We start from the raw sequence: 14,378 nt of genomic DNA, 5'->3' as shown, positions 1-14,378 counted from the left end.
ACCCATCCGGGCCTCGTGTCGGGCGGAATCAAGCCGCCGCAGCGGAACCACCCCGCCGCACCGGACTTTCACAATTCCTTTTCACCTCTTTGCCCGGGAGAACCGGGTGTTGGAGGCCGTCAATGGAACGTGCCGTCACCGAGTTCACCGCCGTCGCCGCGATTCCGGCTCCCGCCGACTTCACCGGTCCCGCGCCCGCGATCTCGCTGGAGCGCCCGGCCGATATCGCCCAGCGCGAGGCGCTGCTCGACCTCGCCTTCGGCCGCGCCGCCCGCTTCGGCAAGACGTCGGAGCGCCTGCGCGAGGGCCGCAAGCCGGCGGACGGCCTCGCCTTCGCCGCCCATGGCGCTGATGGCCGGGTGGTCGGCACGCTGCGCCTGTGGCACGTCACGGCCGGCCCGTCGCGCCCGGCGCTGCTGCTCGGCCCGCTGGCGGTGCATCCGTGGTTCCGCGATCGCGGCCTCGGCAAGGCGATGATGGTCACCGCGATCTGCGAGGCGACCCGCCTCGGCCATGGCGCCATCCTCTTGGTCGGCGACGCGCCCTATTACGCCCGCTTCGGTTTCGAGGTGGCGCTCACCGAGGGCCTGTGGCTGCCCGGCGCCTTCGAGCGCTCGCGCTTCCTCGGCCTCGAGCTGAAGTCCGGCGCGCTGAAGGGCGCGCGTGGCCTGGTCAGCCCGACCGGCGATCTCCTCGCCGCCCCCAGCCTCAGCGAGCTGATTGCCCGCGAATCCGTGCCCGCCGACATGAAACGCTCGGCCTGAGGCACGAGCGCCTTCCCCTCGGGCTAAGGTCCCGGCCGGCAGGGAGGCGTTTCGGTTCGACGGGTTAAGCATGTCCCGCCGGTCGGCCCTGTGGTGTTGCCACGCGGCCGGTCCCGTGCGGGACATGTTCCGGCGCCGCCCCGATGTGGAGGCCGCTCGCCTGCGGTCCCCCGGGGCGGCGCCCGCCTTCCCCCTCGTCGCGATGTCATGCGCGCGTCGTCAAAGGCGCGGCAGGCTCGCTTGTCCCGTGCGGCGCCGCTATTGACGCCGCCTCCCCGCCCCACCATGGTGCCCCGCACCTTAAAGTATTGAGGCAACCAAAGGAGTTCCCCTGAGAATGTCGGTCTGGCCGGTCTATGGAAAAATCGACGGTCCCATCGTGATGATCGGCTTCGGCTCGATCGGGCGTGGTACCTTGCCGCTGCTGGAGCGGCACTTCGACTTCGACAAGGACCGTCTCACCGTCATCGATCCCAAGGACGACAACCGCCATCTGCTCGACGAGCGCGGCATCACCTTCGTCCAGCAGGCGATCACCCGGGAGAACTACCGCGACATCCTCGTGCCGCTGCTCAGCACCGGCGGGCGCGGCTTCGTCATCAACCTGTCGGTCGACACCGGCTCGGTCGACATGATGGCGCTCGCCCGCGAATGCGGCGCGCTCTACATCGACACGGTGGTGGAGCCTTGGCTCGGCTTCTACTTCGACAAGGACGCCACCCCGGCCAGCCGCTCCAACTACGCGCTGCGCGAGAGCATGCTGAAGGCCAAGCGCGCCAATCCGGGCGGGCCGACCGCGGTCTCCTGCTGCGGCGCCAATCCCGGCATGGTGTCGTGGTTCGTCAAGCAGGCGCTGGTCGACATCGCCACCGACACCGGCACCGCCTTCAAGGAGCCCACTTCGCGCGAGGGCTGGGCGGCGCTCGCCCAGACGCTCGGCGTCAAGGGCATCCACATCGCCGAGCGCGACACCCAGCGCGCGAGCGCGCCGCGCCCGTTCGGCCATTTCATCAACACCTGGTCGGTAGAGGGCTTCGTCTCCGAGGGCCTGCAGCCGGCCGAGCTCGGCTGGGGCACGCATGAGAAGTGGCAGCCGGAGACCGCCCGCTCGCACAATCAGGGCTCCGGCGCGGCGATCTACCTGATGCAGGCCGGCGCCGCCACCAAGGTGCGCACCTGGTGCCCCTCGCTCGGCGCCCAGCACGGCTTCCTGGTGACGCATAACGAGTCGATCTCGATCGCCGACTATCTCACGGTGCGCGAGGGCGCCGGCGTCGCCTACCGCCCGACCTGCCACTACGCCTATCATCCCTGCAACGACGCGGTGCTGTCGTGGCACGAGATGCTCGGCAATGAGGGCAAGTTCCAGGACGAGTGGACCATCCTCAGCGAGCACGAGATCGTCGACGGCCGCGACGAGCTCGGCGTGCTGCTGTTCGGCCACGCAAAGAACGCCTACTGGTACGGCTCGCAGCTCACCATCGAGGAAGCCCGCGACCTCGCGCCCTACCAGACCGCCACCGGCCTGCAGGTGACCTCCGCCGTGCTCGCCGGCATGGTGTGGGCGCTGGAGAACCCGGAGGCCGGCATCGTCGAGACCGACGAGATGGACTACAAGCGCTGCCTGGAGATCCAGCGGCCTTATCTCGGCACCTTGAAGGGCTACTACACCGACTGGACGCCGCTCGACGGCCGCCCCGGCCTGTTCCCCGAGGACATCGACACCAGCGACCCCTGGCAGTTCCGCAACATCCTGGTGCGGTGAGGGTTTTCCGCACGGGCGAGGAATGAGGAGATGGCTGGGCCGCGGCCCGGCCATTTTCATTTAGCACGACGACCGCGCCCGGCTGGCATCCGCCCGCCGCGTGCATAAGTAAGGCTCCGACATCCCGTCCCAAATCGGAGCCTCATGTGACCGATCTCTCGGCCTTCCCGATCACCGCCCGCTGGCCCGCTGAGCATCCCGACCGCCTCCAGCTCTATTCGCTGCCCACCCCCAACGGGGTGAAGGTGTCGATCATGCTGGAGGAAATCGGCCTGCCCTATGAGGCGCACACCATCAATATCGGCAAGGACGAGAGCTGGACGCCGGAATTCCTGTCGCTGAACCCCAATGGCAAGATCCCGGCGATCCTCGATCCGAACGGTCCCGGCGGCCAGCCGCTGGCGCTGTTCGAATCCGGCGCCATCCTCCTCTATCTCGCCGAGAAGACCGGCAAGCTCCTGCCCACCGATGCCGCCGGCCGCTACGAGACCGTGCAGTGGGTGATGTGGCAGATGGGCGGGCTCGGGCCGATGTTCGGCCAGCTCGGCTTCTTCCATAAATTCGCCGGCCGCGAGTATGAGGACAAGCGCCCGCGCGACCGCTACGCTAAGGAGAGCGCCCGGCTCATCCGCGTGCTGGAGACCCGGCTCGAGGGCCGCGACTGGATCATGGGCGACGACTACACCATCGCCGACATCGCCTCGCTCGGCTGGGTGCGCAACCTCATCGGCTTCTACGGCGCCGCCGAGCTGGTCGCCTATGACGAACTGAAGAACGTGCCGGCCTGGCTGGAGCGCGGGCTCGCCCGCCCGGCGGTGCAGCGCGGGCTGGAGATCCCGCCGCGCCCGTGATCCCGCCGCCGATCCGACGCCCCGCGCTCGGATGTGACACGCCGCCACGCCGGCCCCGGCGTGGTGGCAGCCCCGCTCATTTCGCCTATAAGCGGGCGGGAGCGACAAGGACCCGCAAGGACCCTCGATGAACCAGACCGTGACGCCGCCCAAGCCCCATTCGTCGGTGACATCCGGCAAGATCGGCGTGCTCATCGTCAATCTCGGCACGCCGGACGGTACCGATTACTGGTCGATGCGGCGCTATCTCGGCGAGTTCCTCTCCGATCCGCGCGTCATCGAGGTGAACCGCGTCTGGTGGTGGTTCCTGCTCAACGTGATCATCCTGTCCAAGCGCCCGCAGGCCAAGGGCAAGGATTACGAGACGGTCTGGAACAAGGAGCGCAACGAGGGCCCGCTGCGCACCATCACCCGCGCCCAGTCGGACAAGCTGGCGGCCCGGCTTGGCGGCCGGGACGCGCGCCTCGTCTTCGACTGGGCGATGCGCTACGGCAATCCGTCCATCGCCTCCCGCATCGAGGCGCTGAAGGACCGGGGCTGCGACCGCATCCTCCTGGTGCCGCTCTATCCGCAATATGCCGCGGCGACCTCCGCCACCGTCTGCGACGCCGCCTTCGACGCGCTGAAGAAGCTGCGCTTCCAGCCGGTGCTGCGCGTCGCCCCGCCCTGGCCGGAGGAGCCGGCCTATATCGAGGCGATCGCCTCTTCGATCGAGACCTCGCTCGCCGGGCTGGATTTCGAGCCGGAGCTGGTGCTCGCCTCCTTCCACGGCATCCCGAAGGACTATGCCGACAAGGGAGACCCCTATCCCGGCGAATGCGAGAAGACCGTGCGGGCGCTGCGCGCCCGGCTCGGCTGGCCGGAGGCGAAGCTGAAGCTCACCTTCCAGTCGCGCTTCGGCAAGGCGGAATGGCTGCAGCCCTACACCGACAAGACGGTGGAAGCGCTAGCGAAGTCCGGCGTGAAGCGGCTCGCGGTGATCACCCCCGGCTTCGTCGCCGATTGCCTGGAGACGCTGGAGGAGATCGCTGGCGAGAATGCCGAGATCTTCCACCACAATGGCGGCGAGCAGTTCCACTTCATCCCGTGCCTGAACGACTCGGAGCCCGGCCTCGACGTGCTGGAGACGGTGATCCGCCGCGAGCTCGCCGGCTGGGTGGATCTGGGCTGAGGCCGCATTCCGGCGGCCGAACCTCCCCGAGCGACATCAGCCCGGCCGGGGCGTAGCGAAGGGGCGGGATCGTCCTTGCAACGCCGGTCGATCCCGGATCGTCCTTCGGTCGTCCGGAATGACGAGCAGGCCTCCGGTCGTTCGAGGGACATCGTCGGCGCGCCGGACAACTTGCTTTCCTTCCCCCTCTCCCCGCCCGGAGCCGACCTTGCCGGGTCCGATTCCGGCAAGGTCGAAACCGGATGCATCCGGTTTCGACGGAGAGGTGGCCCGCGCGACAAGTCGGTGAGGGGAGACACCATCGGGAGGCGTCGAACGCCCCTCACCCCGGCCCCATCCCTCGAACTCGGCAGCCGCATGGAATTGGGCAACAGTCGAGTTCGATGCGGGAAGAGAGAGCAAGGCCGACTATCCGGCTCTCACGCCGCCGGCGCGGCGCGGGCATATTGCCGCTCGATCTCCAAGAGCTTCTGCTTGCGCCACAGCCCGCCGCCATAGCCGGTGAGCGAGCCGTCGGCGCCGATCACCCGGTGGCAGGGGATGATCAAAGCGAGCTGGTTGGCGCCGTTCGCCCGCGCCACCGCGCGCACCGCCGCCGGCTGGCCGATATGGCGGGCGATCTCGCCATAAGAGCGCGTCTCGCCCGGCGGGATCTGCCGCAGCTCGGCCCACACCGCGCGGGTGAAGGCGCTACCGTGCTGGGCGAGCGGGGTGGAAAACGCCGCTGATTCGCCGGCAAAGAATCGCCCGAGCTCGGCGCGGATCTGCTCGGTCGGCGCGTAAGTGCCGATGCCGATCTCGCCCTTGGCGAGCGCGGAAAGCTTGCTGAGTTCGGTCGGCAGCGCCTTGCGGTCGACGAATTCGAGAAGATGCAGCTGCGAGGCGCTCGCCAGTGCGATCATGTCGCCGATCGGGGTGGCAATCCAGTCGGCGAGCAAGAGGCCGCGCCCGGTGAGCTCGCCCGGCGCCCGGCCGATCAGCCGGGCGAAGGCGGCGCGGAAGGCGCTCGGCGAGGAGAAGCCGGCCTCCTGCTGCGCGGCGATCACCGAGCCACCCAGCGCCAGCGTCTCGAAGCCCTCGCGCAGCCGGCGCTGGCGCGCCATCTCGATGAATGTCATGCCGAAATGCCGCTTGAAGCTGCGCCGCACGGTGGAGAGGTCGAAGCCCATGCGCGCGACGTCGCCCTCGCTCCAGCGCCGCTCCGGCCGTTCGTCCAGCGCCTTCAGGAGCGCGGCGATGATCGGATCGGCCTCGGCGGCCGGCTGCAGCGGATGGCAGCGCTTGCACGGGCGGAAGCCGGCCTCGATGCATTCGCCGATGGTGGCGTGGAAGCTGCAATTCTCACTGAGCGGCTTGCGGGCCGGGCAGGTCAGCCGGCAGAACACGCCGGTGGTGGCGACGCAGACGAAGGCGCGACCCTCATAGCGGTCGTCGCGGTCGAGAAGCGCGCGGTAGAGCGTGGGATGATCGGGCAGATCGAACAGCATGCGATCAGTCTAGCAGCCCGCGCCGGCGCCGCCGCCGCAAATCGGGCGTCTATTTCGAGTGCCGCCGCCAGCCTCCGCGTCAGTCCGCCGCCAATATGTGGCCGCGCACCAGCGGGTAGACCTGGCTCTGCCAGCGCCGGCCGGAGAACACGCCGTAATGGCCGACGCCGGCCTGCATGTGGTGGCGCCGCTGGTGCGGGCGCAGGCTGGTGCACAGATCCTGCGCCGCCACGGTCTGGCCGACGGCGCAGATGTCGTCGCGCTCGCCCTCCACGGTGAGCAGCGCGGTGCGTCGGATGGCGCGCAGATCGACCGGCTCGCCGCGATAGGTCAGCACGCCGCGCGGCAGCTCGTGCTCCTGGAACACGATGCGGATGGTCTCCAGGTAGAACTCGGCGGCGAGGTCGAGCACGGCGAAATACTCGTCATAGAAGGTCTTGGCGGTCGTCGCCTTTTCGTGCTCGCCCATGGCGAGGTTCTCGAACAGCTCGACATGCGCCTTCACATGCCGGTCCATGTTCATCGCCATGAAGGCGCCGACCTGCACGAAGCCGGGATAGACCTTGCGGCCCGAGCCGGCGAAGCCCGGCGGCACGGTGGCGATCAGATTGCTCTCGAACCAGTCGAGCGGCTTCGATATGGCGAGCTCGTTCACCTTGGTCGGGCTGATGCGGGTGTCGACCGGCCCGGCCATCAGGGTGATGGAATGCGGCGTCGCCGGGTTGGCGTCGCGCCCCATCACCGCGGCGGCCACCAGCACCTGCACGCAGGGCTGGCACACGGCGAGCGCGTGCGCGCCGGGGCCGACGATCTCCAGGAAGCGGATGACGTGCTCGACATAGTCGTCGAAGCCGAACCGCCCGGCCTCCAGCGGCACGTCGCGGGCATTGTGCCAGTCGGTGATGTAGACGTCGTTCTCCGGCAGCAGCGTCTTCACCGTGCCGTGCAGCAGGGTGGCGAAATGGCCGGAGAGCGGCGCCACCACCAGGATGCGCGGCTGCGGCTGGTCGGTGTCCTTCTTGAAATGCAGCAGCGAGCCGAAGGGCAGGCGGGCGACCACCTCCTCAGTCACCTCGACCTCACGATTGCCGACGCTCACCGTGTCGATGCCGAAGGCCGGGCGCTGGTGGCTGAGGCTGAAGCGCTCGAACATCTCCAGCGCCGCGATCATGTTGCGCATCATCGCCCCGGCGCCGAATCCCGCGAATCCCGGCGCCGCCAATCCTGACAGCGACAGGCCGGGCAGCGCGGCCCCGCCCATGGAGGTCTCGATCATCCGGCGCGACAGCCGCGCCATGGTGCGCAGCGGATCGAGCAGATCGGCCTGGGCCTGGTAGGCGGCGTAGATCATGCGCGGCGGGCTCCCGGACGGCACGTCGGAGCGGCCGGAGACGTCGCAAGGCGAGATGCCGCAACCCGGTCCAAAGGCCACGCTAGAGCAAAGCGACGCCGGGCACGATACGACGAACGGCGTTGACCGTGCGGCAGATCGCGCACGTCATTCGCGATGGCACGAGTTATGATTACATCCGGATCGCCCAAGCTTCTTTGGCCCAAGCCCTCCGGCTTCATCACAGGACCATCCGCCATGCCTGCCCCGAAACGCCGCGCCGCGCCTCCGACCGCCTCCGAGCCGGCAGGCGCCGAGCGGCCGTCGAAAGCACCGACCGGCAGGAAGCCTGCGAGCAAGGCGCCCTCCGAAAAGGCGTCCGCCGGAAAGACCCCGGAAAGCGCGTCGCCCGCCGGCACATCGGCCCCGTCCAGCCTCGAATCCACCAAACGCTCCACCCGCCGCCCGAAGACCTTGCTCACCATCAGTAGCAAGAACTATTCCTCATGGTCGCTGCGCGGCTTCCTGCTGTGCCGCATGGCCGGGCTGGATTTCGCCGAGGCGCGGGTTTCCGCCGACGACCCCTCGATCCGCGCCGAGCTGCTGCTGCAATCCTCCTCCTTCCTGGTGCCCCGGCTCGACCATGACGGGCTGCGCATCTGGGACACCCTCGGCATCGGCGAATACCTGCACGAAATCGCGCCAGAAGCCGGCCTACTGCCCAAGGATCGGGCCGCCCGCGCGCATTGCCGCTCGATCAGCGGCGAGATGCATTCCGGCTTCGCCAATCTGCGCTCGGCGCTGCCGATGAACATCAAGGCGCACCATCCCGGCTTCAAGGTGTGGACCGGGGCGCAGGCCGACATCGCCCGCATCGTCGCCATCTGGAACGAGTGCCTGAAGGCCTATGGCGGGCCGTATCTGTTCGGCGCCGCCCCGACGATGGCGGACGCGATGTACGCCCCGGTGTGCTCGCGCTTCACCACCTATGACGTGCCGCTCGATCCGCTCAGCGCCGGCTACTGCGCCACCATGCTGGCCTTTCCCGCCATGCAGGAATGGAGCGCGGCGGCGCGCGAGGAGCCCGACGAGATGGAAGAGCTCGACGTCGAATTCTGACCCCGCCGCCCCGATCGCGGCGGAGGTGAGAAAATCCGCCGGCAATCCCCGTCATCCCCACGATTCAGAGCGCCGCCAAACGTGATGGCGGCGGCGCTTCCGGGCGGGTCAGATCTTCGCTAATCGGGCCTCCTCACGATGGACGACCCCCGATGGCGCAACCCGCGTTCAAGCTTTACGACGACACCATGCCCCCGAGCGAATTCGAGAAGATGCTGGCCGGCGAGCTCTACAGCGCCGCAGATCCGGAAATCCAGGCCTGCGCCGCCGCCGCCTTCGCGTGGATGGCGCGCTACAACGCCTCGCTCGGCCTGTCCGAGGCGGCGCGCGGCGAATTGCTCCGCCAGCGGCTCGGCAAGGTCGGCGCCGGCACGGTGGTGCGCCCGCCCTTCCATTGCGACTACGGCTTCAACATCCGGCTCGGCGCCGGGGTGTTCCTGAACTTCAACTGCGTCATCCTCGACGTCGTCGAGGTGCGCATCGGCGACGGCACCCAGATCGGCCCAGGGGTGCAGATCCTCACCGCCGACCATCCGCGCGATGCGGCCGAGCGGCGCGGCGGCCTCGAATTCGGCCGGCCGGTAACCATCGGCCGCCATGTCTGGATCGGCGCCGGCGCGATCATCCTGCCCGGCATCACCATCGGCGACGACGCGCTGATCGGCGCCGGCGCCGTGGTGACCAAGGACGTGCCGGCCGGCGCCAAGGCACTCGGCAACCCGGCGCGGGTGCGGGAGTAGCGTTCGGGCGGCGCCGCTGCCGAAGCGGCGACACAACCGCCCACACGCTCCGCCCAGGGTGTCCCCCCTGAAGCCCGTGACGAGACCCCGTACCCGCCTCAGGCGGCGTCAGGGCGCGCCTCCTCGCAGCGCCAGTCACGCGGCAGGCCGAATGCCGCGACGAGACCGGTCTCGCCGACGTGGGTGATCCTGAGCGCGCGGCTGCCCGGCACCGGCTCCAGCCATCGCTGCGCGATCAGGCGGTGGTGCAGCGCCGTGCCCAGTCGGCCGGCGAGATGCGGCCGACGCTCGCTCCAGTCGAGGCAGGCGCGGCACAGCGGCCGTCTCGTGCCCGGCGCCGCGTCGAGAGCGACGCCCAGAGTCTCGAAAAAAGCCCGTCCGGTCCCGGTAAGCGTGAAGTTTCCGGCGCTCATGGCAAGCCGGTCCTGCGCCACCAGCGCATCGACGAGCGCCAGCGCCAGCCGGCCGGCGAGATGGTCGTAGCACGAGCGCGCCAGCCGGAGCGCCGCGTCGCGCGGCCCGGGCGGGCGGTAGCGGCGCGGCCCCAGCGCGGCGGCGCCCATCAACTGGTGCACCAGCTCGGCGACCTCCGGCCCGGCCAGCCGGTAATAGCGGTGCCGGCCCTGCCGCTCGACGGCGACCAGCCTGCCCTCGGCGAGGCGGGCGAGGTGGCCACTGGCGGTCGGGGCAGCGACGCCGGCCTGCGCGGCGAGTTCGCCGGCAGTCAGCGCCCGGCCGCCCATCAGCGCCAGCAGCATGTTGGCCCGCGCCGGGTCGCCGATCAGCGCGGCAAGGCGGGCAAGGTCGCTTCCCGAGACGGCATCGGACATGACGGGCTCCTCCGGCGGGTTCGTCTGGCGGGCTCCCTTCGCGGGTTCCCTCGGTGGTCTCTTCTGGCGGCGGCCGCCCGGCACCCGCCCGCCGATGGCCGGGACGGCAAATCTACCAGCCGGCCCGCCACCGTGTCAGCCGCCGACCTTTCGGCCGTAGCCGAAGCGTCAGGCCGGTGCCGTGCCCTCTTGGCGGGTTCCTTTGGCAGGTTCCCCTCACGGGTTCCCTCGGTGGACTCTTCTGGCGGCACCCGCCCGCCAATAGCCGGGACGGCAAATCTACCAGCCAGTCCGCCACCGTGTCAGCCGCCGACCTTTCGGCCGTAGCCGAAGCGTCAGGCCGGCGCCGTGCCCTCTTGGCCGGCTCCTTGGCAGGTTCCCTTCGCGGGTTCCCTCGGTGGTCTCTTCTGGCGGCGCCCGCGCCGGCACCCGCCCGCCAATGGCCGGGACGGCAAATCTACCAGCCAGTTCGCCACCGTGTCAGCCGCCGACCTTTCGGCCGTAGCCGAAGCGTCAGGCCGGCGCCGTACCCTCTTGGCCGGCTCCTTGGCAGGTTCCCCTCACGGGTTCCCTCGGTGGACTCTTCTGGCGGCACCCGCCCGCCAATGGCCGGGACGGCAAATCTACCAGCCGGCCCGGCACCGTGTCAGTCGCCAACCTTTCGGCCGTGGCCGAAGCGTCAGGCCGGCGCCGTGCCTTAGAACGGCCATGGCGCTCGCCGACGCGTCGCGGCTCGCGCGCCGATGGACCAGCCTTCGCCCGCCGCTTCAGGGACGCCACCGCCATGCCTGCCGAGACGAGGACTGCCGAGATCATGTCCGCCGAGGTTTCACCTACCGGGACCGCCCCCACCGGGACGACCTCCTCCGGCGCTGCCGGCACCCGCCCGACACCGCACCCAGCGGCGCGCCCGCTCGCCGGCGAACTCGCTCTGCTGCTGCTTCTCGCCACCCTGTGGGGGGCCTCGTACAGCTTCATCAAGATCGGCGTCGACACCATTCCGCCGGTCACCTTCATCGCCGCGCGCACCCTCATCGCCGGCAGCGTGCTGCTGGCAGTGCTGCGGATCCGAGGCATCCCCCTGCCGCGCGATCCGGCGCTCTGGCGCGGCTTCCTCGTCCAGGCCTGCCTCAACAGTGCGCTGCCCTTCACCCTCATCGCCTGGGCGGAAACCCACATCGAGGCGGGGCTGGCGGCGATCCTCAATTCGATGACCCCGATCTTCGCCTTCCTGCTCACCGCGCTGCTGGTGCGCCACGAGGCGGTGTCGGCGCGCAAGCTGTTCGGGGTGGCGAGCGGGCTGGTCGGCGTCTGCCTCATCGTCGGCGTCGGCGCGCTGCACGGCCTCGGCGATGCGCTGCTGCCGCAGCTGGCGGTGCTGGCGGCGACGCTGTGCTATGCCGGCGCCGCCATCTTCGGCGCCCGCTTCAAGGGGCTCGACCCGATGCTGCCGGCTGCCGGTTCGCTCATCTGCGGCGCGGCGCTGCTGGTGCCGGCAAGCCTCGTCGTCGACCGGCCGTGGACGCTCACGCCCTCGGCCGCCTCGCTGGCGGCGCTGCTGGCGCTCAGCCTGTTCTCCACCGCGCTGGCACTGGTGCTGTTCTTCCGATTGATGCAGACGCTCGGCTCGGTCGGCGCCACCGCGCAGGCCTATCTGCGGGTGCCGATCGGCGTCGCCATCGGCATGGTCTTCCTCGGCGAGAGCCTGGCGCCGACCGCCTGGCTCGGCCTCGCCGGCGTGCTGGCCGGCGTGGTGGCGATGACGCTGCCGTCGCGAAGGTGAGAGGCGGCGGCGGAACCACGGCGGCGCCCGCCCCGTTCTCCTCGACAGCCGAGGAGGACACGCGCATGGCGGACCCGCACATCCCCGACCTTCCGACACCGCCGGCCCCGGACCTGCCGGAGCCGCCGCGTCCGCCTTCGCCCGGCGGGCCGGACATCCCCGCCCCGGCCGAGAGCCCGGATAGCCCGGCCTCGCCGGTGGAGGATCCCGACCTGCCCGATCCCGGCCCGGACATTCCCCCGCCGGGACGCGGCGAACCGGACATAAGGCCCGGCAACGTGCCGCCGGAACTACCACCCGACAGCCTGCCGCCGCCGGCCGAGCCGCCGATCATTTGAACCGGACGGCCCAAAAGAAAACGGCCGGCACCCGAAGGCGCCGGCCGTCATTCTTTTCCGCCGGTCAGGCGAACGAGGCGAGGCCGATCAGTCGGCCTTCTCGTTGGCCTTCTTCAGCGCGGCGCCGAGGATGTCGCCCAGCGAGGCGCCGGAATCCTGCGAGCCGAACTGGGCCACGGCTTCCTTCTCCTCGGCGATTTCCAGCGCCTTGATCGAGACCTGCACCTTGCGCGCCTTGCGGTCGAACAGGGTGACGCGGGCATCGAACTTCTCGCCGACCGCGAAGCGGTCCGGACGCTGGTCGCCGCGGTCGCGGGCCAGTTCCGAGCGCTTCACGAAGGTCGACATGTCCGTGCCGACGATCTTCACCTCGACGCCGCCGTCCTTCACGTCGGTGACTTCGCAGGTGATGATCGCGCCCTTCTTCAGCTCGCCGGCATCGGCGAAGGGGTCGCCGGCCAGCTGCTTCACGCCGAGCGAGATGCGCTCCTTGTCGACGTCGACGTCGAGAACGACCGCCTTGATCACGTCGCCCTTCTTGAACTCGTCGATGACCTGCTCGCCCGGACGGTTCCAGTCCAGGTCCGACAGATGCACCATGCCGTCGACGTCGCCGTCGAGGCCGAGGAAGAGGCCGAACTCGGTCTTGTTCTTGACCTCGCCTTCCACCACGGCGCCGGCCGGATACTTGTCGGCGAAGGCGTCCCAGGGGTTCTGCAGGGTCTGCTTGAGGCCGAGCGAGATGCGGCGCTTGACCGGATCCACCTCGAGGATCGCCACTTCCACTTCCTGCGAAGTGGAGACGATCTTGCCGGGGTGGACGTTCTTCTTGGTCCAGCTCATCTCGGAGACGTGGATGAGGCCCTCGATCCCCGGCTCCAGCTCGACGAACGCGCCGTAGTCGGTGATGTTGGTGACGCGACCCTTGAAGCGGGCCTCGACCGGGTACTTGGCCTCGATGCCCTCCCACGGATCGCCGAGCAGCTGCTTCATGCCGAGCGAGATGCGGTGGGTCTCGTGGTTGATCTTGATGATCTTCACCTTGACCGTCTGGCCGATGTTCAGCACCTCGGTCGGGTGATTCACGCGGCGCCAGGCGATGTCGGTGACGTGCAGCAGGCCGTCAATGCCGCCGAGGTCGACGAACGCACCGTAATCGGTGATGTTCTTGACCACGCCGTCGATGACCTGACCCTCTTCGAGGTTCTGCACCAGCTCGTGACGCTGCTCGGCGCGGGTCTCTTCGAGAACCGTGCGGCGCGAGACCACGATGTTGCCGCGGCGACGATCCATCTTGAGGATCTGGAACGGCTGCGGGTTGTGCATCAGCGGGCCGACGTCGCGGATCGGACGGATGTCGACCTGCGAGCGCGGCAGGAAGGCCACGGCGCCGTCGAGATCGACGGTGAAGCCGCCCTTCACCTGGTTGAAGATCACGCCGGTGACCTTCAGCTGGTCGTTGAACGCCTTTTCGAGGCGGACCCAGCTCTCTTCGCGGCGGGCCTTGTCGCGCGACAGGACGGCTTCGCCGAGCGCGTTCTCGACGCGCTCCAGATAGACTTCGACCTCGTCGCCGACCTTGATCTGCTGGTCGCGGCCGGGGCCGGCAAATTCACGCAGCGCCACGCGGCCTTCGGTCTTCAGACCGATGTCGATGATGGCAAGGTCCTTCTCGATGGCGACGACGACGCCCTTGACCACCGAGCCTTCGGCGGGTTCGGCGACGGAGAAGCTCTCTTCGAGCATCGCGGCGAAATCGTCGCGGGACGCCAGTGCGGTTTGAGTAGCGGACATAGAAGCTCCTAGCCAGGGGATTGCGCCGGACGGGGTTTTGGGCGCCCTTCCCGTCACGGGCACCGGGTCTGGCGATCCCGATGCGGCCTCCGGGGTGAGCCGGGGGCCCGGCGCTCTGGCCGTGGCGGAGTGGGCGTAGATACGCCTAAAGGCCGCGCCGGCCCGCGGGCAGAACCCGGAACCGCACGGCCATGGCCGGTAGCCTCGCACGGGCCTCACTCACGCGCGTGGGCGCGGGGAGGTCCGGGGCGGAGCCGTCCGGCGGGGGCTATATAGTGCAAGAGGGGGAGAAAGGCGAGGGGGGTGTTGGGGGATGCTAGAGAGCCGTCAAAGCGATGCAACGCAATGTTAACTGCCCATCCCCATTGACGCACCTCACCTGCCGGTGCGAGTCTAAAGAATGGGA

12 protein-coding genes are annotated in these 14,378 nt (G+C 69.4%); 8 read left to right on the top strand and 4 right to left on the bottom strand.

What is annotated here, in order from left to right:
• Nucleotides 1–122: 122 nt before the first annotated feature.
• The 4 genes from LGR54_RS02310 (at nucleotide 123) to hemH (ending at nucleotide 4,551) form a co-directional block, all read left to right on the top strand.
• Entirely contained in the window at nucleotides 123–764 is a 642-nt protein-coding gene (locus LGR54_RS02310; RefSeq protein WP_230360354.1) for a GNAT family N-acetyltransferase, read from the top strand.
• A gap of 337 nt (nucleotides 765–1,101) precedes the next feature.
• Complete coding sequence (locus LGR54_RS02305) at nucleotides 1,102–2,529, top strand: homospermidine synthase (protein ID WP_230360353.1); 1,428 nt, start codon at nucleotides 1,102–1,104, stop codon at nucleotides 2,527–2,529.
• 146 nt (nucleotides 2,530–2,675) lie between these two features.
• Nucleotides 2,676–3,380, top strand: coding sequence for a glutathione S-transferase N-terminal domain-containing protein (locus LGR54_RS02300; protein WP_230360352.1), 705 nt, complete (start codon nucleotides 2,676–2,678; stop codon nucleotides 3,378–3,380).
• Nucleotides 3,381–3,507: 127 nt separating this feature from the next.
• On the top strand, nucleotides 3,508–4,551 hold the full coding sequence (gene hemH / locus LGR54_RS02295) for a ferrochelatase (protein WP_230360351.1): 1,044 nt from the start codon (nucleotides 3,508–3,510) through the stop codon (nucleotides 4,549–4,551).
• Between the two features lie 419 nt (nucleotides 4,552–4,970).
• Here the strand turns inward: hemH and LGR54_RS02290 are convergent, their stop codons facing one another.
• Nucleotides 4,971–6,038, bottom strand: coding sequence for a bifunctional transcriptional activator/DNA repair enzyme AdaA (locus LGR54_RS02290; RefSeq protein WP_230360350.1), 1,068 nt, complete (start codon nucleotides 6,036–6,038; stop codon nucleotides 4,971–4,973).
• Nucleotides 6,039–6,117: 79 nt separating this feature from the next.
• Nucleotides 6,118–7,389 carry a polyhydroxyalkanoate depolymerase gene (locus LGR54_RS02285; protein ID WP_230360349.1) on the bottom strand — a complete coding sequence of 424 codons (1,272 nt, stop codon included), beginning with the start codon at nucleotides 7,387–7,389 and terminating at the stop codon, nucleotides 6,118–6,120.
• Nucleotides 7,390–7,842: 453 nt separating this feature from the next.
• Between LGR54_RS02285 and LGR54_RS02280 the strand changes: the two genes are divergently transcribed.
• Entirely contained in the window at nucleotides 7,843–8,487 is a 645-nt protein-coding gene (locus LGR54_RS02280; protein ID WP_230360348.1) for a glutathione S-transferase, read from the top strand.
• 188 nt (nucleotides 8,488–8,675) lie between these two features.
• Complete coding sequence (locus LGR54_RS02275; RefSeq protein WP_230360781.1) at nucleotides 8,676–9,227, top strand: sugar O-acetyltransferase; 552 nt, start codon at nucleotides 8,676–8,678, stop codon at nucleotides 9,225–9,227.
• A 98-nt stretch (nucleotides 9,228–9,325) separates the two neighbouring features.
• Here the strand turns inward: LGR54_RS02275 and LGR54_RS02270 are convergent, their stop codons facing one another.
• Complete coding sequence (locus LGR54_RS02270) at nucleotides 9,326–10,057, bottom strand: helix-turn-helix transcriptional regulator (protein WP_230360347.1); 732 nt, start codon at nucleotides 10,055–10,057, stop codon at nucleotides 9,326–9,328.
• Nucleotides 10,058–10,871: 814 nt separating this feature from the next.
• Here LGR54_RS02270 and LGR54_RS02265 point away from each other — a divergent pair.
• Nucleotides 10,872–11,840, top strand: a complete 969-nt coding sequence (locus LGR54_RS02265) for a DMT family transporter (RefSeq protein WP_230360346.1) — start codon at nucleotides 10,872–10,874, stop codon at nucleotides 11,838–11,840.
• 65 nt (nucleotides 11,841–11,905) lie between these two features.
• On the top strand, nucleotides 11,906–12,178 hold the full coding sequence (locus LGR54_RS02260) for a hypothetical protein (RefSeq protein ID WP_230360345.1): 273 nt from the start codon (nucleotides 11,906–11,908) through the stop codon (nucleotides 12,176–12,178).
• Between the two features lie 87 nt (nucleotides 12,179–12,265).
• Here LGR54_RS02260 and rpsA read toward each other — a convergent pair whose 3' ends face one another.
• On the bottom strand, nucleotides 12,266–13,972 hold the full coding sequence (rpsA, locus tag LGR54_RS02255; protein ID WP_230360344.1) for a 30S ribosomal protein S1: 1,707 nt from the start codon (nucleotides 13,970–13,972) through the stop codon (nucleotides 12,266–12,268).
• Between the last annotated feature and the right edge of the window lie 406 nt (nucleotides 13,973–14,378).

Source organism: Ancylobacter sp. Lp-2 (genome assembly GCF_020523795.1).
Classification (GTDB): domain Bacteria; phylum Pseudomonadota; class Alphaproteobacteria; order Rhizobiales; family Xanthobacteraceae; genus Ancylobacter.
The sequence above is the reverse complement of the archived record's forward strand: the minus strand, read 5'-3'. Positions and strand labels throughout refer to the sequence as shown.

Coding starts and splice junctions, on each gene's coding strand:
- LGR54_RS02270 (WP_230360347.1), bottom strand. CDS start 10,057: ATGTCCGATGCCGTCTCGGGAAGCGACCTTGCCCGCCTTGCCGCGCTG.
- LGR54_RS02265 (WP_230360346.1), top strand. CDS start 10,872: ATGTCCGCCGAGGTTTCACCTACCGGGACCGCCCCCACCGGGACGACC.
- LGR54_RS02260 (WP_230360345.1), top strand. CDS start 11,906: ATGGCGGACCCGCACATCCCCGACCTTCCGACACCGCCGGCCCCGGAC.
- LGR54_RS02310 (WP_230360354.1), top strand. CDS start 123: ATGGAACGTGCCGTCACCGAGTTCACCGCCGTCGCCGCGATTCCGGCT.
- LGR54_RS02285 (WP_230360349.1), bottom strand. CDS start 7,389: ATGATCTACGCCGCCTACCAGGCCCAGGCCGATCTGCTCGATCCGCTG.
- LGR54_RS02275 (WP_230360781.1), top strand. CDS start 8,676: ATGCCCCCGAGCGAATTCGAGAAGATGCTGGCCGGCGAGCTCTACAGC.
- LGR54_RS02290 (WP_230360350.1), bottom strand. CDS start 6,038: ATGCTGTTCGATCTGCCCGATCATCCCACGCTCTACCGCGCGCTTCTC.
- rpsA (WP_230360344.1), bottom strand. CDS start 13,972: ATGTCCGCTACTCAAACCGCACTGGCGTCCCGCGACGATTTCGCCGCG.
- LGR54_RS02305 (WP_230360353.1), top strand. CDS start 1,102: ATGTCGGTCTGGCCGGTCTATGGAAAAATCGACGGTCCCATCGTGATG.
- hemH (WP_230360351.1), top strand. CDS start 3,508: ATGAACCAGACCGTGACGCCGCCCAAGCCCCATTCGTCGGTGACATCC.